Origin of the sequence: Providencia sp. PROV188 (assembly GCF_027595165.1) — a bacterium.
GTDB lineage: Bacteria > Pseudomonadota > Gammaproteobacteria > Enterobacterales > Enterobacteriaceae > Providencia > Providencia lanzhouensis.
Map to the genome: position 1 here is coordinate 1,396,733 of NZ_CP097291.1, position 17,028 is coordinate 1,413,760.

Sequence of the window (17,028 nt, forward strand, 5' to 3'; positions counted from 1 at the left end):
TTTAAGCTCGATAATTAAAAAAGGGCCAAATTTTTGGCTGGCATAAGTAGGGGATTAAATATGTTAGGAAAGAATATCCGAATTTCAGTGAGCTTATACTTACTCCTGATTTTATTTTGTGGCATGCAGTTAACCTCAAGCGGCGTTTCTGTTGGCATCGTTAACAGCGAATTAAACGCGCTAGAAAGAATCGATATGGGTTCTAAAAAACGCGCATTACTGGAAGAGACCAGCAAAAACTTAATGCAGGCACGTAATAGCCTGACTCAAATTGCCTTACTGATGAAAGTAGGCGACCACGTTCCATTAATCGAAGAAACCCGCGTTGTTTTCGATAACTACTTAATTTCAGCTAACAAATCGTATAACGAATTCAAAACTCAGCCAGTGCTAAGCGAAAAAGAAAACTTAGCGGCATTGGAAGAGAAATTTAATGCCTTTGTCGTCACGTTAAACGCATTGAAAGGCAATCTTGATAACAACGATGTTGCGGCTTATATCAATCTGCCTGCACAACAAAACCAAGATGAATTAATCAGTGTTATTAATAATTATCTCTCTGTTTTAAATGATGAAAGTAATGATTCTATTGCGGATGCAAGATTTTATAACCAATTTGCATGGGTTTCATTCTTTACCGTCATTGTCATTATTTTCGGTGTGATTGCCGTTGTGCATCTGTGGTTAAAACGTAAAGTCATTTCACCATTAAACAGCATGAGTGAACACTTTATGCACGTTGCGGAAGGAAAACTAAATCAGAATATTGAAATTAATTTCCGTGATGAAATCGGTGATGTATTCGAAAAATTAAAAGTCATGCAGCAATCATTGGCAAAAACTGTCACCTCTATTCGTTCTAATACAGACCAAATGTATACGGGTATTCGTGAGATTGCTTTAGGGAATAATAATTTATCATCAAGAACAGAACAGCAGGCCGCCTCGTTAGAAGAGACGGCAGCGAGTATGGAAGAGTTAACTGCGACAGTGAAACAAAACGCCGATAATGCGCGTCAAGCTAGCGAACTTGCAGTGAGTGCATCGCGCACAGCGACAAAAGGCGGTGAAATCACGGAAGGTGTGATTGACACGATGACTGCCATTTCTAATAGCTCTCAGAAAATTAGCGCCATCATCAGTGTCATTGATGGCATCGCTTTCCAGACCAACATCCTTGCATTAAATGCTGCAGTAGAAGCGGCGCGTGCGGGTGAACAAGGTCGTGGATTCTCGGTAGTTGCAGGTGAAGTTCGCGCATTAGCGCAACGAAGCGCTGAAGCGGCGAAAGAGATCAAAGGCTTGATTGACGAGTCAGTAGGGCGTGTGAACCAGGGCTCTCAGTTGGTGAATGAAGCAGGTCAAACCATGAATGAACTGGTTGCCGCTGTTAACCAAGTGACTGAATTAATGGGCAATATTGCGTCTGCATCGAATGAACAGAGCCGAGGTATTGAGCAAGTTGCGATTGCAGTAAGCCAAATGGATTCTGTTACACAACAAAACGCCGCATTAGTAGAGCAATCAACCAGTGCGACAGCAGCACTTGAAGACCAAGCCAATAATTTGGTCGAGACTGTGGAATTTTTCGAATTACCAGAACAGTCGACCCGAGTTAGACGGTAATGGGTATTCATGCGATAGCGTGAATAATGAACTCTCAATCTAGATAACTTGAACTAGGGAGAGGCGGTTAGTTAGACAACGCATAAGTTAGACGATGATAGTTAGGCAGCCACTTTCGGCTGCCTCGCCGGTTTTTATTGAATAGGACGACAAGTACGATGCTATTAGTACCACAGATAGAACCTTTGACTGATGACGAGTTTGGTCGGGTTTGTCGATTTATTCATAAAAAGTCTGGAATAGTCCTTACGATGAATAAGAAAAATATGGTCTATAACCGCTTATTAAAGCGCTTACGTGACTGTAATATCGACAATTTTTCTGATTACTTACGGATGTTAGAGCGTGAACCGTTGAATACGGAATGGCAAGCATTTATCAACGCACTGACCACAAACTTAACGGCATTCTTTCGAGAGCCTCACCACTTTGCGACATTGACAGATTTTTTAAAAAGCCGTCGAAATAGCAATATCAATATTTGGTGTTCGGCTTCTTCGACAGGGGAAGAACCTTATTCTATCGCCATGACAGTGAGCGATGTTCTGGGAGCCAACGCTGTCAATGCCAAGGTCGTTGCCAGTGATATTGACACGGAAGTATTAGAGAAAGCGAAACAAGGGATCTATCGAATCGAAGAACTCAAAACCCTGACAGCACTGCAACGGCAGCGCTACTTCATGAAAGGGGTGGGTGAGTACGAAGGGTTTGCTCGCGTAAAGCCCGCACTTAGCAACATGATTGAGTTTCGTTACTTAAACCTGACGGAAGGCGATTGGCAATTACAACATCGCTTCGATGCGATTTTTTGCCGCAACGTCATGATTTATTTTGACAAGGAAATGCAGATAAAACTGCTAGAGCGCTTTGCGCCACTGCTCAAGCCGGATGGCTTATTGTTTATTGGTCACTCTGAAAATATTTCGCAACTGACAAAACAGTTTGTGATCAATGGGCAGACCGTCTACAGCTTAGCGTCGGCGAGGAGAGGACAATGAAAAAAATAAAAGTATTGTGCGTCGATGACTCTGCACTCATGCGCCAATTAATGCGTGAAATTATCAACAGTCACACTGATATGGAAGTGGTCGACACAGCGCCAGATCCGTATGTTGCTCGGGACTTAATTAAGCAACTGGAGCCAGATGTTATCACCCTCGATGTTGAAATGCCGAGAATGGATGGCATTGATTTTTTAGAGAAATTGATGCGGCTGCATCCAATTCCGGTCGTTATGGTCTCCACATTAACCTCTAAAGGCTCTGAAGTGACATTAAAGGCTTTAGAACTGGGCGCCGTAGATTTTGTGACAAAACCACAGATTGGTATTCGCGAAACCATGATGAGTTATCGCGATATGATCGGTGAAAAAATTCGCGCAGCGGCAATGTCTAAAATGTCGCAGCGTAACCGTTTTGCTCGTACAGAGAAAAAAGTTGCTGAGCCGACAACTCTCGCTAAACCGCTGACGCCATACGTGTGCAACAACCGTGTGATAGCCGTGGGAGCCTCAACTGGTGGAACAGAAGCTATCCGCCAATTTTTAGAGATGCTGCCAAGAGAATGCCCGCCAGTGGTGATCACTCAGCATATGCCAGCAGGCTTCACTCGCTCTTTTGCTGAACGCTTAAATAAACTGTGTGCACTTACAGTTAAAGAGGCGGAGCACAATGAGATTTTGCAAAAAGGCTGCGCCTATATTGCGCCGGGTGATTCACACATGTTGATTGCCGATAAAGGCAAAGGTTATCAAGTGGTGTTGGAACAGAGCGAGCCGGTTAACCGCCATCGTCCTTCCGTCGATGTGCTATTTGACTCAGTCGCTAAGCATGTCGGACGTAAATGTATTGGTATTTTGCTGACCGGAATGGGAATGGATGGCGCCAAGGGCTTACTCAACCTGCGTCAACAAGGGGCTTTCACTTATGCTCAAAACGAAAGTAGTTGCGTCGTATTTGGTATGCCGCGTGCTGCAATCGAAATGAATGCCGCAGATGAAGTGCTGGATCTACTGAAAATTGCCCCAAGCGTATTAACAAAACTTTCTACTGTCACCGTTTAGTGGTGACAGTTTATTTATCATTGTATTTTTGAAGGAGTGGTTATGGCCGCTAAAGATCTGAGCTTTCTGGTTGTCGATGACTTTTCTACTATGCGTCGCATCGTCCGTAACTTATTAAAAGAACTTGGTTTTAACAAAATTGAAGAAGCGGAAGATGGCGTTGATGCCCTCGAAAAAATCCGTGCTGGGAATATTGATTTTGTTGTTGCTGACTGGAATATGCCAAATATGGATGGTTTAGAGTTACTCAAAACCATTCGTGGTGATGATGCACTTAAACATATCCCTGTCTTAATGGTGACCGCAGAAGCGAAAAAAGAAAATATTATTGCGGCAGCACAAGCTGGTGCGAGCGGCTATGTTGTGAAACCGTTTACCGCAGCTATCCTCGAAGAAAAATTAAATAAAGTGTTTGAAAAAATGGGGCTGCAATAATCGCGGGCGGTAAAGGAGACAGTGATGATTGAACAAGTAGCAATGAATGGCAGTCGTAATGGCACTGGCAACGAAGATCTAAAACACGTCATTACACGTATTGGAACTCTGATGCGAACCTTACGTGAAAGTATGCGTGAGTTGGGTTTAGAGAAAAGCGTTCAGCAGGCAGTAGCAAGTATTCCAGACGGTAAAGACCGCCTGCGTTATATTGCGCAAATGACAGCCCAAGCGGCAGAAAAAACACTTAACGGCATTGATGTTATCAAGCCGCTGCAAGTGGAAATGAACAAAAATGCGATTGCGTTGCAGCAACAGTGGGAAGAGGCGGCGTCCGGTGAAGTCTCTGAAGCGTTACGCGGCTCCACTCAAGCATTTTTGGGACAAGTTATCCAAGATAGCGAAGTGACGAAAGCTGAACTATTAGAAATCATGATGGCGCAAGACTTCCAAGACTTAACGGGGCAAGTCGTCAAAAAAATGATGGAAGTGGTTGAAGAAGCAGAGAAACAGCTACTAGCGTTGCTGATGGAAAATACACCACCAGAAATGCGAGTGAAGACTCAAAGTGAAAGCCTGCTCAATGGTCCTCAGATTAATAAAGAAGGTGTGAATGTGATGGCATCACAGTCACAGGTGGATGATCTGTTAGATGAATTAGGTTTCTAATTCGCTCCTTCGAGATATTTTGAGCTATAGCGTTATTGGCTGAGTTTATCTGCTTGCTATGGCTCAAACTATTTAGGGTAGTTGTGCATCATTATTTTATTAGCAATTTTTCATCAAAACCCATCGACCAGTAGATCGCGTTTTTGATTTTATCTCTTTAGTACCCAATGCAAATAATCTCTTTTCCTAGCATGGACTTAGAGATAGCTGACATCAAATGAGTCATAAGTACATAGGGCTGTCCTTCAATATTAATAATCGGGTTAAGTCGAATCGGTAGGGCGGCTTGTTGATGACGTGTATCAAATAATGGAATGATAAGGCGTGTTGTTAGGTCATGAATAAGTTGCAATTGCTGACGAATGACTGGATAGCGTGCCGAGAAATGAAATTATAATGGTGGAATAGGGAGAGGAATGTTGAGGTGGTAAAAGAGGATATTAATAGGGCATTAACGCAGGCTTGAATAGCTTTTCAAACCTGCGCAAACAAAACAGAGATAAAGTTATTTCTTTTTATTCAACATAGCTTTTAAATCTGCAAACGGGTTATAAGTGGCTTCACCCACATCTTTTTGTGCATCTTCACCCGCAACCACATTCGTTCCGTACTGGTCGGCTTCTGTATACTTAGAGTGTTCATGGTCATGGCAGAAGAGACACAATAATTCCCAGTTACTGCCATCTTCAGGGTTATTGGTATGATCATGATCGATATGATGAACAGTTAATTCTCTTAGATTCGAATAAACGAATTCCCGTGTGCAGCGTCCACATATCCATGGATAAATCTTGAGTGCTTTTTCACGGTAGCCACTTTCTAAGCGAGCATAGTTTTTAGGGATCAAAGCCATAACGAATATCACCTGCTATAAATAGAGTGTTTTATATTGATACTGTCAATATACCCCATTTTACAGCACGGGTATTATAGGAAGTGATTTTTTAGGTCATCCTTTTTGACTTTTTCTCTTGTTACCTTTCATTTGCCTCTTTGCGAAGCGCTTCGCAAAGTTGTTGCCATATTGCTCAATAGCCAAAAAACCCCTGCGAACTACGTCTATTTTCCACCATTGATTTTTTTACACTCTGTCATGCTATAGCGACTATGCGTATAGGCTAATTTTTTGGAAGTCACGTGTCCGACGAAAGTGATGTAGAAAAAACAGAAGAACCCACGCCCCATAAAAAGCAGAAAGCGAAAGATGATGGGCAAATTGTTCGCTCCAAAGAATTAAGCTCCCTCATGATGATGTTGGCTGGAGTCAGTTTGCTGTGGTTAAGTGGCGGGCATTTGGCAAACCAGTTACGACAAATCATGCGCCAAGGATTTATCTTTGACGGGCATTACCTGCAAAACACAGGGTTAATGCTCAGTTATTTGGGGAGGGTGGTTAGTGAGGCGTTATTTGCTCTACTCCCAATTATCGGGGGGTTAGCGCTGGTGGGGATCTCTGCTTCGTCACTGGTGGGTGGGCTGTTATTTAATAGCAAATTGATTAAGTTTGATTTGAAAAAATTAAACCCAATCAAAGGATTAAAACGAATTTTCTCTATGAATGCCTTATCTGAATTGTTTAAGGCGATATTAAAATCACTGTTTGTGGGGTTAGGAGCATCCATTTTCCTCTGGCAAAGTTGGCCTTCACTACTCCATTTGGTGATGGAACCACCGACAACGGCATTAGCGAATGCACTAGAGAAGGTAATTTTTGCAGGTTATTTAATTGTCTTTCTCTTAATCCCGATGGTGGCATTTGATGTATTTTATCAATTTCGTTCCCACTTGAAAAAGTTACGGATGAGCCGCCAAGAAATTAAAGACGAATTTAAGCAGCAAGAGGGTGATCCGCACATTAAAGCCAAAATTCGTCAGCAACAACGAGCGATTGCGCGTAACCGAATGATGGCAGATGTCCCCAGTGCGGATGTGATTGTTACTAACCCGACTCACTACGCTGTCGCCCTAAAATATGACGATAAAAAAATGGGGGCGCCGAAAGTTTTGGCAAAAGGCGCAGGAGTTATTGCTCAACGTATTAAAGAAATTGGTGCAGAGCACCGCATTTTACAACTTGAAGCTCCACCGCTCGCGCGTGCGTTATACCGTCATGCGGAGATTGGACAAAGTATCCCTGTTGCGCTGTATGCAGCGGTAGCAGAAGTTTTAGCATGGGTTTACCAATTACGCCGTTGGCGTCGTGAAGGTGGCCTGAAACCAAAGAAACCGAAGAATTTACCAGTGCCACCGACGCTGGATTTTGCTGGAGATAACAATCGCGATGGCTAATTTGGCTGCACTTTTAAAATTGCCGAAAAACTTACAAGGAACTCAGTGGCAAATCCTCGCTGGACCCGTGCTGATATTACTGATTCTGTCGATGATGGTTTTACCATTACCGGCATTTTTGCTTGATTTGTTGTTCACCTTTAACATTGCTCTGTCCATTATGGTTCTGCTTGTGGCGATGTTCACCAAACGGACATTGGATTTTGCCGCATTTCCCACCATTTTGCTGTTCGCAACCTTATTGCGCCTATCTTTGAATATCGCTTCAACGCGTATTATTTTGCTGGATGGTCATACTGGACCTGATGCTGCTGGGCGTGTTGTCGAAGCTTTTGGTCACTTCCTGGTTGGCGGTAACTTTGCCATTGGTATCGTTGTTTTCATTATCTTGGTTCTGATTAACTTTATGGTTATCACCAAGGGTGCGGGGCGTATCGCCGAAGTGGGTGCTCGCTTTGTGCTTGATGGTATGCCCGGTAAGCAAATGGCCATCGATGCCGACTTAAACGCCGGTATCATTAATGATGATGAAGCGAAAAAACGCCGAGCAGAAGTCACTCAAGAAGCCGATTTTTACGGTTCAATGGACGGTGCGAGTAAATTCGTCCGTGGTGATGCTGTCGCCGGAATTATGATCATGGTGATAAACGTCATCGGTGGTCTGATTGTTGGTGTGGGTCAGCACCATATGACCCTCGGTGATGCAACGAGCGTTTATACCTTATTAACCATTGGTGACGGTCTAGTTGCCCAAATTCCAGCATTGATCATTTCAACGGCAGCGGGGGTTATCGTCACTCGCGTTGCAACCGATGAAGATGTCGGTGAGCAGATGGTCACTCAACTGTTCAATAATCCGCGCGTGATGTGGCTCAGTGCTGGGGTGTTAGGGTTGATTGGTCTTATTCCAGGGATGCCTAACTTTGTTTTCCTACTGTTTACTGCGGCATTGGCTGCATTAGGCTGGTATCTGGTAAAACGCTCACGTAACCCAGAAAAAGTGATGGATGATAGCCAAGCGCAACATTTCCAAGAAGCCAATAAAGTGGTCGAAGCAACATGGGATGATGTGCAGTTAGAAGATTTACTGGCAATGGAAGTCGGTTATCGCTTAATTCCGTTGGTTGATAACGATCAACAAGGGGAGCTATTGGGTCGACTTCGTGGGTTACGTAAGAAATTTGCTCAGGAAGTCGGATACTTACCTCCGGTGGTACATATTTGCGACAACTTAGAGTTATCCCCATGTGAATATCGCATTCTTATCAAAGGGGCTGAGGTGGGGCGCGGAGAAGCTCAACCTGGACGTAACTTAGCGATTGATCCGGGTAATGCGGCGGGAACTTTACAAGGAGATATGACTAAAGAACCTGCGTTTGGTCTGCCTGCAATATGGATCGATGACGATTTACGTGAACAAGCACAAATCCAAGGTTATACCGTCGTTTCTGCAAGTACCGCGGTAGCAACGCACTTTAACCAAATTTTACTGCAATATTCGAGCACTCTGTTCGGTCGCCAAGAAGCCCAGATGTTGTATGACCGAGTGAAAAAAGAGATGCCAAAACTGGCGGATGATTTGATCCCTGACACCATTTCACTGACCATCTTGCACCGCGTTTTACAAAACCTACTCATGGAAGATGTGGTGATCCGCGACATGCGCACCATTATTGAAACGCTGGCTGAAATGGCAGGTGAAAATGGTGAACAAAAAGACACTGATTACCTTACCTCTCAGGTACGTATTGCTTTAGGACGAGCCATTACCCAGCAATGGTTTGGTAGCGCTGAAGAGATCCAAGTGATTGGGTTGGATGCGAAGTTAGAGCAAATCCTGCTACAAGCCGCAAAGAATGGCGGTGGCTTAGAGCCAAACTTAGCCCAGTTTATTCAAACTCAAGCTGAAGAAGCAGTGGGGCATCAAGAAGCGATGGGGGCGCCAACCGTATTGTTAGTGAATCATGCCCTGAGGCTGATTTTATCTCGCTTCCTGCGTCGTAGTTTGCCGCAATTAGTGGTGATGTCCAATTTAGAAATGACAGATCACCGTAAGATTAGAATGACATCGATGATCAGTGGGTCATAAACAGTCGATTGATTTCAAGTTAACGAAACGCAAATAAGTATCACAATAGGCAGTGTAGTGAGATGAGTGTCATAACTCCTCACTCACTGCCTATTTTTTCGTGCATTAGTTTTATACAAAAGCACAGTTAAGGTCTTTGCAGACTTTAAACCGAACGCTGCGAACAGCATCAAGTCTCACTAACATGAGCCGAAAAATGTTAGATATTAATCATTAATGTGCATCGATACCTTATACATAATCATGGTGTAAAGAACATGGCAGACACATTGAAGGAATTATTGGAATTTGCTAAAGGACTAGAGAAAATCGGGGTTACAGATGGAGATGTTGTGAAACGTATTGAGGCGAGAATAAAAGCAAAAAAGGTGAAATCTAATCGACCAAAAGGCTAAATTTAATAAACCAAAAGACTAAATTTAATAAACCAAAAGACTCTGATCATTTAACCAGATAAAAATGGGGGCGAGGAAAACAGGTTTAGTCAGAAATCTAAATTGAAATTTTCTTTCCTAACGCAGGGCGTTTAGATTCTAAGCCATCGGCACCGTAAGTTGACTGATTATTATGCTTTTTCACAAAATTTAGACGTTGTGCATTCAGCTCAATATGCAGTTGAAGCATTTGGTGATTACGATAATTTAAATCTTTTAGTTGGGTCGTTAGGTCTTTAATCGTATTCCAAGTATGGTTGAGCACTGGGTTACCTTCATAAGGTGCAACGATTTTTGCTTGCTCTTCCAATTGTAAACGGTGGTTCTCACCATGACTGATAGCGGCAACTAAAAAACGTTTTTGCTCCGTCGTTTCCTGAAATGGAGAAGGTGGCACACGATGGTAACCCAATAATAACTCTTCATTCTTCATCACAATTTCCAGTGATTGCAAATGACCAAGCTGCTGTTCTAATAGTAGTAATAATTCGTCGTTCATAGTCGTTCAGTTTATTTCATAGAAAGCATGCATTCATGGGCATCACGTAAAATACCATCAGCGATTTTACCTGCATCCATGGTTAACGTGCCGTCTTTGATGGCTTGTTTGATTTTTTCAACTTTAGCGACATCAATATCAGAAGCTTGAGGTTGAAGTAATTTCTTTTGTAACTCACTCGGTGCAAAAGAGCTTTCTTTAACGGCTTCATTTGCGGAGACTTTTTTCTCACGAACCAGCGCTGCGGTTTCTTGTGGATCGCGAGTGGTTACCTGAGTCAAGGCAGAGATTGCAGATGTTTGCTCAATAGCCATAGTATTTTTCCTGTTCCCGATATTTTTGATATAGAAGGTTATCGGCAGATATTAATGAACCTTTAATATTCGGTTAGCTTTCAAATTACCAATGAGATAGGTAATTTCACTTAAATCGCGATATAAATTCTGATAATTAACTGCATGTTTAACTACTTCAGACGAATTGCAAAAATTATACCTGTAATTCACTTCAAAAACAGAAAATTATCACGCTATAACTTGATGATTTAATTTTAAATTAAGTTAGTTAAGCGCTACTTGAACACTGCCATTTTCTTGAGCTTCACCATTAACCACTTGCCCATTGATAAGTCGAACTCGAATATTTTCACCCATGGCGGCATTATTAATGGCTCGACCTTCATATTTAACGGAAAAGTTATTGCCAGTGGCAAATACATACACGGTTTGACCCGCCTTAATAGCCCAAGGGCGCCTAACCATTGAGCTAGTAAACGTCTGCCCTGCGGTAATATTGCGAAGGGCTAACGTGCCACGCAGCGCCATCTTGTCGGTAGATGCCCCAGATGGCAATTGGTGAATAAGCCCTCTTTTGGTGCCAATATCCACAAATTCAATGGTTTCTCCCCGTTGAATATTACGGGTGGCAACATAATATTGCCCAGTGACATTCACCGTCAGCTGTAAATACTGTTTTTTCTTATCGCATTGCACAGGAAGTGAGATATTTCCCATATTACGACCCCCACTTGGTAAGCCAATTTGCGGCTTATCACAATTTGGCCATTTATCAATTGGGGTTTTTATTTCAATTGAAACGCTATTTTGCTTTCCATGAATTTTACGGAAATACTGGTCAATATCTTGTGGGAGAGATGCTTGCGCAGAAAAAGAAAATAGATTTAATATACTGATAATTAAAATATATTTAATTGAAAAAACAGTTTTCATCATCCCATTTCCTTTTTCATCCCATACCTTTTTACCCTTGAAGTTTACCTACATCGTCAATAATGAATGAGGCAAATAGGTCAATTATTTTGCCTTTATCTCGCCATTAGATTTTTTATCTGCCAGCTAATATGAGCATCGAATTTCTATATTCAAACTTTGCGTTTATAAAAACTGCAATTAAAAAATTCTTAATTTTCGTCTAAATCGATTAGGAATTAACTTAAATCCATTGAGGAAACCATGATTGATAAATTAGATGCCACCTTTGCTTTTCAGCAACGGGCTTTGTCCATAAGAGAAGCAAGACAGACTGTTTTGGCTTCTAACATCGCCAATGCGGATACCCCTGGTTATCAAGCGCGTGATATTGATTTTAATCGTCAATTACAACAAGCGATGGATAAAGGCGTGGTGAAAGGAAAGGGTATTTCACTGGCAGTGACAGCCAAAGGGCATATTGAAGGACATGATATGAAGCCTGCTGCATTGGATCTGAAATATCGTGTGCCTTATCAAACTTCAATGGATGGAAATACGGTTGATATGGATGTTGAGCGCAGCCAATTTGCTGATAACACATTGAAATATCAAGCCGATCTTACATTCATCAATAGCCAAGTCAAAAGTATGTTGGCCGTTCTACAACAAGGGTAAGGGTTATGGGTCTACTCAGTATTTTTGATATCTCCTCTTCTGCATTAACCGCGCAATCTCAGCGTCTAAACGTTAGCGCGAGTAACATGGCGAACGCAGAAAGTGTGGTGGGTCCTGATGGTGAACCGTACCGTGCGAAGCAAGTGGTTTTTCAAATGGCGCCACAAGGTCGCAATCAAGTCGGTGGCGTTCGTGTGAGTGAATTAATCGAAGATCCTGCTCCTCCGCGTATGGAATACAAGCCCGGTCATCCTCTTGCAGATGAAAAAGGCTACGTGAAGATGCCTAACGTCGATACCGTAGGTGAAATGATCAACACGATCTCCGCATCGCGCAGCTATCAAGCCAACTTAGAAGTCATGAATACCGCAAAAACATTGCTACAGAAAACCTTAACGCTAGGTCAGTAACGGAGGCGCGCAATGGGAATTTCTGCATCAATGAATGATTCTTTGGATAACACAGTTGCTGGGCCAGCAGCTGCAGCCAGTAACATTCCAAAGAAAAGTCAAAGTGATGATATGCGTGACACATTTTTAACCATGATTGTCACGCAGATGAAAAACCAAGACCCGACCAAACCAATGGATAACGCGGATTTAACGGGGCAACTAGCTCAAATCGCTACACTTGAGAGCATGAATAAGCTCAGTGATAGTGTGACAGGGATTTCGCAACAGATAGGGTCTGGGCAGTCATTACAGGCAACGCAACTCGTGGGCAAAGGGGTGCTTATCCCGCGCAATGAAATTGTGCTGGCACCCCTGAAAAAAGAGAGTAGTGGCGAAAATAGCAATGTAGCTAAGCCAGCGAACCCATTACCTGACGATGTGATTAGCGCGAATAGCCCATCTAATTTTGGGCTCAGTAATTTTGGCGCAACAGAGGGTAATGAAGGCGGAGAAGGTACTGAAGAGCCGCAAACTGATTACATTTCATCGCCATTTGGCTTCTTCCTACCGAAGATGGCCGATAGCGTTGAAATTACCATTCGAGACAAAAACCGCACCGTAATCCGCACTATCACCTATGACTCAGAAGTGAAACCCGATATTTACGATATGGCATGGGATGGTCGCGATAACAACGGTAATGTGGTTGCCGATCCGAAAGGGAAATATTTCTTTGATGTGAAAGCCGTCAGGATGGGGTCTGAAATTGAGGTCACCAAACTCGGTTATACCCGTGTCAATGGTGTCACACCTGGCTCAGATGCACCATTACTGGATGTTGGAATAGGGCAAAGTGTGCCACTAAGCAGCATCTTTAAAGTGTATCCCGCATCTTAATTTTATTCCCCAAACTTTTATTCCCCAAATATTCATGGAGAAAATATGTCTTTTTCACAAGCAGTCAGTGGCTTAAATGCAGCATCAGCGGGGCTAGACTCGATTGGTAACAATATTGCCAACTCCGCAACTAACGGTTTTAAAGGGGCAACAACCTCGTTTGCTGATATGTTTGCCGGCTCCGGTGTTGGGCTAGGTGTGAACGTCGCAGCGGTCACTCAAAACTTCAAAGATGGTCCAATTACCCGTACTGATAGAGCAACCGACGTTGCGATTTCCGGTAACGGGTTTTTCCGCGTTCAAGACCAAAACGGTGATGTTTATTACAGCCGTGACGGTCAATTCTTGCGTGATAAAAGCGGTAACTTAGTCAACAACCAAGGCATGGTAGTGACTGGGTATCCGGCAAGCGTGGATGAGAAAGGTAACATCACTGTGCAAAGCGGCGGTGTTCCGGCTGGAATGAATATCCCAACGGATATGATGGATGCGAAGCAATCTGATTTAGCTAAGTTAACCATCAACCTGAACTCAGAAGATAAAGTTAAAGATAAGCCTTTTGATCCAAACAAGCCTGATGATATCGCGACATATAACTTCAGCACGACCATGACAGCTTATGACAGCCAAGGTAACACCCATGAAATTTCTGTTTATTTTGTGAAGGATGCAGATAACAAATGGAGTGCATACGCTAAAGATTCTAGTGAAACCAAAGCTGAAAAGCTGGGGGAGCTAGAATTTGACGGTAACGGTAAGCTAATGACTGAAAAAGTAGTCAAAGGTCCAAACCCTGGTGACCCAGATACTACGGTTCAATTACCAACAACGTTTGCTTTCCCATTCAAAGGCTTAAATGGTGCGAATGATGGTACTCTACAAGTCGATTTGGGCAAAACTCGTCAACAAAAAGTGAGCGAATCTTCAGTCAGTGCTATCGATGTGAACGGCTACCCAGCCGGTGAATACACCACCTTCAAAATCGAAGATAACGGTCTGATTGTTGCTAACTACTCCAACCAACAAAAACGTGTTGTGGGTCAAATTGCGTTATCCGCATTTGCTAACCCGAACGGTTTGGTTTCCCAAGGTGGTAACGTTTGGGCGGCATCAAATGCTTCTGGTAACCCAATGGATGGCGTTCCGGGTGTAGGTCAATTCGGTAAGTTGACCAGTGGTGCGCTGGAATCGTCCAACGTGGATATGAGCCAAGAACTGATCAGCATGATCGTAATGCAGCGTAACTATCAGTCCAATGCCCAAACCATTAAGACCCAAGACCAGATGTTACAAACACTGGTTAACTTACGTTAATCCTAGAGGCTGGCGATGGATCATGTCATTTATACCGCAATGGGCGGGGCGCGTCATGCGCTTGAAAACCAAAGTATTGTTTCGAATAACATTGCGAACGTTTCAACAGCGGGCTTTAAAGCTCAACTGTCAGCGATGCGCGCGGTGCCTATTCACGGTGATACCGAGCAGACGCGTACGCTAGTTGTTGCATCAACACCGGGTGCGGATATGAGCCAAGGTCAACTGAACTATACCGGTAGACCGATGGATGTTGCGTTGAATGATAAACACTTTTTGGCAGTCGCTTTAGGCGATGGCACGGAGGCGTATACCCGCAACGGTAACATCCAAATTTCGCCAGACGGTGAATTAATGATTGGTGAGCGTGTGTTGCAAGGGGATGGCGGGGCTATCAACGTGCCACCTAACGCGGAATTAACCATTGGTAACGATGGCACCATTACGGCTTTGCTGGCAACCGATCCACCAACCATGTTGGGACAGATTGGCCGCCTCAAAGTGGTTGAAGCGCAGCCGCAAGACTTAGTCCGTGGCGAAGATGGATTATTCCATTTATCTCCTCAGGCACAAGCAGCGAATGGCGAAGGATTACCCATGAGCGAGCGTGCTATCGTGACTTCTGGCGTGATTGAAGGAAGTAACGTCAATGCCGCTGAAGCCATGGTCTCTATGATTGCCAATGCTCGTCATTTTGAAATGCAAATGAAAGTGATCCACAGCGCAGACGAAAATGCGCAGCGTGCCAATCAACTACTTACTATCAGTTAATCACTAACAGCTAGCCGCTAGTCGGCAAATGTTAGTAAGGAATGACTATGATCCGCTCTTTATGGATTGCAAAAACAGGGCTTGATGCTCAACAAACTAACCTTGACGTGATTTCCAACAACTTGGCAAACGTCAGCACTAATGGCTTTAAACGCCAACGTGCGGTATTTGAAGATTTACTGTACCAAAACATCCGTCAACCGGGTGCGATGAGTTCAGAACAAACTTCATTACCATCAGGTTTACAAATGGGTACAGGTGCGCGCCCAGTGGCGACCGTACGTATTCATAGCCAAGGTAACTTAAACAAAACTGGCACGACCACGGATATCGCTATCAAAGGTCAAGGCTTTTTACACGTTCAAATGCCAGATGGTACTGATGCTTACACCCGTGATGGTGCTTTGCAGCGTAACCAAGATGGTCAGTTAGTGACATCGAGCGGTTATCAAGTGGTTCCGGCGATCATGATCCCAGAAAACGCCAACAGCTTGAGTATTGCCCGTGATGGTACGGTTTCTGTCACCGTGTATGGGGATAACCAACCACAGCAAATCGGTCAAATCACGTTAACCACCTTTATTAACGATGCTGGCTTAGAAAGCATGGGTGAAAATCTGTATATGGAAACCGCAAGTTCAGGTGCACCGAATGAGAGTGCTCCGGGTACTAATGGCGCAGGGTTGCTGTATCAAGGCATGTTAGAAACCTCAAACGTTAACGTTGCCGAAGAGTTGGTGAACATGATCCAAACTCAACGCGCATACGAAATTAACAGCAAGGCAGTTTCTGCATCAGACCAAATGCTGCAACGTCTGACACAGCTGTAAGTAAGGATGGCAGTTCATGAATAACATTGTGAACTGCCTTTCGTGATGACAAAGGTATCCAGTAGCAAAAGAGTCGCATGATGATTGAAAACGGTATTGTTCCTAAGCGGAAAAAAACAGTGTTACAGACCATAAAATCCGTCTGTTTGGTTGCGGCAGTGGCGGTCACATTAAATGGCTGTGCACATATTAAGCCACGCCCGCTGGTGGACACACAAACCAGTGCAGTACCGACTGCACCCACAGCACCCGCTCCTAACGGTGCTATTTTTCAAAGTGCTCAACCTGCTTACTACGGCTACCAGCCGCTATTTGAAGACAGAAGACCACGTAACGTTGGCGACATCTTAACGATCAACCTACAAGAGAACGTGAGTGCGAGTAAAAACTCGTCGGCAAATGCAAACCGTAGCGGAAAAACCGGATTTTTGGCAGCGATTCTGCCTGGATTTATGCAAGGTTGGTTAGGCGGTAGCAACACAGAAATTGATGTGAAGGGAAACAGCGATTTTAACGGTAAAGGTGGCGCAAATGCCAACAATACCTTTAAAGGCACAATTACAGTGACCGTTGACCAGTTATTAGCAAATGGCAATTTGCATGTCGTGGGTGAAAAACGCATTGCGATTAATCAGGGAACGGAATCTATTCGTTTCTCCGGCGTGGTGAACCCGCGCACGATTGGCGCAGATAACAATGTAAGTTCCACGCAAGTGGCTGATGCTCGGATTGAATACGTTGGTGATGGCTATATTAACGAATCCCAAACAATGGGGTGGTTACAGCGTTTCTTCTTAAATGTATCCCCTTACTAAGTGAATATCCGTCAGCTAAT

At 43.6% G+C, this 17,028-nt stretch carries 20 protein-coding genes; 15 read left to right on the forward strand and 5 right to left on the reverse strand.

Features of this window, described 5'->3' with window-relative positions; translation table 11 throughout:
- Window positions 1-60 precede the first annotated feature (60 nt).
- The 5 genes from M5X66_RS06140 to M5X66_RS06160 all read left to right on the forward strand — a co-directional run bounded on the left by M5X66_RS06140 (window position 61) and on the right by M5X66_RS06160 (window position 4,792).
- The gene (locus M5X66_RS06140; RefSeq protein WP_036951488.1) at window positions 61-1,626 is read left to right on the forward strand and encodes a methyl-accepting chemotaxis protein; all 1,566 of its coding nucleotides are present in this window, start codon (window positions 61-63) and stop codon (window positions 1,624-1,626) included.
- Between the two features lie 158 nt (window positions 1,627-1,784).
- The gene (locus tag M5X66_RS06145) at window positions 1,785-2,624 is read left to right on the forward strand and encodes a CheR family methyltransferase (protein WP_036951486.1); all 840 of its coding nucleotides are present in this window, start codon (window positions 1,785-1,787) and stop codon (window positions 2,622-2,624) included.
- Window positions 2,621-3,688 (forward strand): protein-glutamate methylesterase/protein-glutamine glutaminase, encoded by a 1,068-nt coding sequence (locus tag M5X66_RS06150; RefSeq protein WP_036951484.1) that lies wholly within the window; start codon window positions 2,621-2,623, stop codon window positions 3,686-3,688. The genes M5X66_RS06145 and M5X66_RS06150 overlap by 4 nt, the downstream gene beginning before the upstream one ends.
- Before the next feature lie 42 nt (window positions 3,689-3,730).
- Window positions 3,731-4,123 carry a chemotaxis response regulator CheY gene (gene cheY / locus M5X66_RS06155; protein ID WP_036951481.1) on the forward strand — a complete coding sequence of 131 codons (393 nt, stop codon included), beginning with the start codon at window positions 3,731-3,733 and terminating at the stop codon, window positions 4,121-4,123.
- A 24-nt stretch (window positions 4,124-4,147) separates the two neighbouring features.
- Window positions 4,148-4,792 carry a protein phosphatase CheZ gene (locus M5X66_RS06160; RefSeq protein WP_132494647.1) on the forward strand — a complete coding sequence of 215 codons (645 nt, stop codon included), beginning with the start codon at window positions 4,148-4,150 and terminating at the stop codon, window positions 4,790-4,792.
- A 157-nt stretch (window positions 4,793-4,949) separates the two neighbouring features.
- Here M5X66_RS06160 and M5X66_RS18855 read toward each other — a convergent pair whose 3' ends face one another.
- A complete protein-coding gene (locus M5X66_RS18855; protein WP_154609430.1) occupies window positions 4,950-5,144 on the reverse strand; it encodes a CcdB family protein in 195 nt (64 codons plus the stop codon).
- Window positions 5,145-5,297: 153 nt separating this feature from the next.
- A complete protein-coding gene (yajD, locus tag M5X66_RS06165; RefSeq protein ID WP_006657500.1) occupies window positions 5,298-5,645 on the reverse strand; it encodes an HNH nuclease YajD in 348 nt (115 codons plus the stop codon).
- Window positions 5,646-5,929: 284 nt separating this feature from the next.
- Between yajD and flhB the strand changes: the two genes are divergently transcribed.
- The 3 genes from flhB to M5X66_RS06180 all read left to right on the forward strand — a co-directional run bounded on the left by flhB (window position 5,930) and on the right by M5X66_RS06180 (window position 9,565).
- On the forward strand, window positions 5,930-7,081 hold the full coding sequence (gene flhB, locus M5X66_RS06170) for a flagellar biosynthesis protein FlhB (protein WP_036951475.1): 1,152 nt from the start codon (window positions 5,930-5,932) through the stop codon (window positions 7,079-7,081).
- Window positions 7,074-9,170, forward strand: a complete 2,097-nt coding sequence (flhA, locus tag M5X66_RS06175; RefSeq protein WP_036951472.1) for a flagellar biosynthesis protein FlhA — start codon at window positions 7,074-7,076, stop codon at window positions 9,168-9,170. The genes flhB and flhA overlap by 8 nt, the downstream gene beginning before the upstream one ends.
- A 257-nt stretch (window positions 9,171-9,427) precedes the next feature.
- Window positions 9,428-9,565 carry a hypothetical protein gene (locus M5X66_RS06180; RefSeq protein ID WP_154634672.1) on the forward strand — a complete coding sequence of 46 codons (138 nt, stop codon included), beginning with the start codon at window positions 9,428-9,430 and terminating at the stop codon, window positions 9,563-9,565.
- A gap of 97 nt (window positions 9,566-9,662) precedes the next feature.
- On the opposite strand, the gene M5X66_RS06185 is transcribed toward M5X66_RS06180, so the two are convergent.
- The 3 genes from M5X66_RS06185 to flgA all read right to left on the reverse strand — a co-directional run bounded on the left by M5X66_RS06185 (window position 9,663) and on the right by flgA (window position 11,335).
- Window positions 9,663-10,103 (reverse strand): flagella synthesis protein FlgN, encoded by a 441-nt coding sequence (locus M5X66_RS06185; RefSeq protein ID WP_036951468.1) that lies wholly within the window; start codon window positions 10,101-10,103, stop codon window positions 9,663-9,665.
- 11 nt (window positions 10,104-10,114) lie between these two features.
- Window positions 10,115-10,417, reverse strand: a complete 303-nt coding sequence (gene flgM / locus M5X66_RS06190) for a flagellar biosynthesis anti-sigma factor FlgM (RefSeq protein WP_036951464.1) — start codon at window positions 10,415-10,417, stop codon at window positions 10,115-10,117.
- A gap of 246 nt (window positions 10,418-10,663) precedes the next feature.
- Window positions 10,664-11,335 (reverse strand): flagellar basal body P-ring formation chaperone FlgA, encoded by a 672-nt coding sequence (gene flgA / locus M5X66_RS06195; protein WP_036951461.1) that lies wholly within the window; start codon window positions 11,333-11,335, stop codon window positions 10,664-10,666.
- 240 nt (window positions 11,336-11,575) lie between these two features.
- Between flgA and flgB the strand changes: the two genes are divergently transcribed.
- The 7 genes from flgB to M5X66_RS06230 all read left to right on the forward strand — a co-directional run bounded on the left by flgB (window position 11,576) and on the right by M5X66_RS06230 (window position 17,008).
- The gene (gene flgB / locus M5X66_RS06200) at window positions 11,576-11,989 is read left to right on the forward strand and encodes a flagellar basal body rod protein FlgB (RefSeq protein ID WP_006657508.1); all 414 of its coding nucleotides are present in this window, start codon (window positions 11,576-11,578) and stop codon (window positions 11,987-11,989) included.
- A 5-nt stretch (window positions 11,990-11,994) separates the two neighbouring features.
- The gene (flgC, locus tag M5X66_RS06205) at window positions 11,995-12,399 is read left to right on the forward strand and encodes a flagellar basal body rod protein FlgC (protein ID WP_036951457.1); all 405 of its coding nucleotides are present in this window, start codon (window positions 11,995-11,997) and stop codon (window positions 12,397-12,399) included.
- A 12-nt stretch (window positions 12,400-12,411) separates the two neighbouring features.
- Window positions 12,412-13,278, forward strand: a complete 867-nt coding sequence (locus tag M5X66_RS06210) for a flagellar hook assembly protein FlgD (RefSeq protein WP_036951454.1) — start codon at window positions 12,412-12,414, stop codon at window positions 13,276-13,278.
- A 45-nt stretch (window positions 13,279-13,323) separates the two neighbouring features.
- A complete protein-coding gene (gene flgE, locus M5X66_RS06215; RefSeq protein WP_036951452.1) occupies window positions 13,324-14,592 on the forward strand; it encodes a flagellar hook protein FlgE in 1,269 nt (422 codons plus the stop codon).
- Window positions 14,593-14,607: 15 nt separating this feature from the next.
- Complete coding sequence (locus M5X66_RS06220) at window positions 14,608-15,363, forward strand: flagellar basal body rod protein FlgF (protein WP_036951450.1); 756 nt, start codon at window positions 14,608-14,610, stop codon at window positions 15,361-15,363.
- A 47-nt stretch (window positions 15,364-15,410) separates the two neighbouring features.
- Entirely contained in the window at window positions 15,411-16,193 is a 783-nt protein-coding gene (gene flgG, locus M5X66_RS06225; protein ID WP_006657513.1) for a flagellar basal-body rod protein FlgG, read from the forward strand.
- Window positions 16,194-16,273: 80 nt separating this feature from the next.
- Window positions 16,274-17,008 (forward strand): flagellar basal body L-ring protein FlgH, encoded by a 735-nt coding sequence (locus tag M5X66_RS06230; RefSeq protein ID WP_036951448.1) that lies wholly within the window; start codon window positions 16,274-16,276, stop codon window positions 17,006-17,008.
- Window positions 17,009-17,028: the final 20 nt, after the last annotated feature.

Bases quoted from the DNA above. Each gene is read 5' to 3' on its own strand.
- M5X66_RS06220 (WP_036951450.1), top strand. From the start codon at position 14,608: ATGGATCATGTCATTTATACCGCAATGGGCGGGGCGCGTCATGCGCTT.
- M5X66_RS06185 (WP_036951468.1), bottom strand. From the start codon at position 10,103: ATGAACGACGAATTATTACTACTATTAGAACAGCAGCTTGGTCATTTG.
- M5X66_RS06160 (WP_132494647.1), top strand. From the start codon at position 4,148: ATGATTGAACAAGTAGCAATGAATGGCAGTCGTAATGGCACTGGCAAC.
- flgE (WP_036951452.1), top strand. From the start codon at position 13,324: ATGTCTTTTTCACAAGCAGTCAGTGGCTTAAATGCAGCATCAGCGGGG.
- yajD (WP_006657500.1), bottom strand. From the start codon at position 5,645: ATGGCTTTGATCCCTAAAAACTATGCTCGCTTAGAAAGTGGCTACCGT.
- flgC (WP_036951457.1), top strand. From the start codon at position 11,995: ATGGGTCTACTCAGTATTTTTGATATCTCCTCTTCTGCATTAACCGCG.
- M5X66_RS06180 (WP_154634672.1), top strand. From the start codon at position 9,428: ATGGCAGACACATTGAAGGAATTATTGGAATTTGCTAAAGGACTAGAG.
- flgG (WP_006657513.1), top strand. From the start codon at position 15,411: ATGATCCGCTCTTTATGGATTGCAAAAACAGGGCTTGATGCTCAACAA.
- cheY (WP_036951481.1), top strand. From the start codon at position 3,731: ATGGCCGCTAAAGATCTGAGCTTTCTGGTTGTCGATGACTTTTCTACT.
- M5X66_RS06210 (WP_036951454.1), top strand. From the start codon at position 12,412: ATGGGAATTTCTGCATCAATGAATGATTCTTTGGATAACACAGTTGCT.
- M5X66_RS06150 (WP_036951484.1), top strand. From the start codon at position 2,621: ATGAAAAAAATAAAAGTATTGTGCGTCGATGACTCTGCACTCATGCGC.
- M5X66_RS06230 (WP_036951448.1), top strand. From the start codon at position 16,274: ATGATTGAAAACGGTATTGTTCCTAAGCGGAAAAAAACAGTGTTACAG.
- M5X66_RS06140 (WP_036951488.1), top strand. From the start codon at position 61: ATGTTAGGAAAGAATATCCGAATTTCAGTGAGCTTATACTTACTCCTG.
- flgB (WP_006657508.1), top strand. From the start codon at position 11,576: ATGATTGATAAATTAGATGCCACCTTTGCTTTTCAGCAACGGGCTTTG.
- flgA (WP_036951461.1), bottom strand. From the start codon at position 11,335: ATGATGAAAACTGTTTTTTCAATTAAATATATTTTAATTATCAGTATA.
- M5X66_RS06145 (WP_036951486.1), top strand. From the start codon at position 1,785: ATGCTATTAGTACCACAGATAGAACCTTTGACTGATGACGAGTTTGGT.
- flgM (WP_036951464.1), bottom strand. From the start codon at position 10,417: ATGGCTATTGAGCAAACATCTGCAATCTCTGCCTTGACTCAGGTAACC.
- flhA (WP_036951472.1), top strand. From the start codon at position 7,074: ATGGCTAATTTGGCTGCACTTTTAAAATTGCCGAAAAACTTACAAGGA.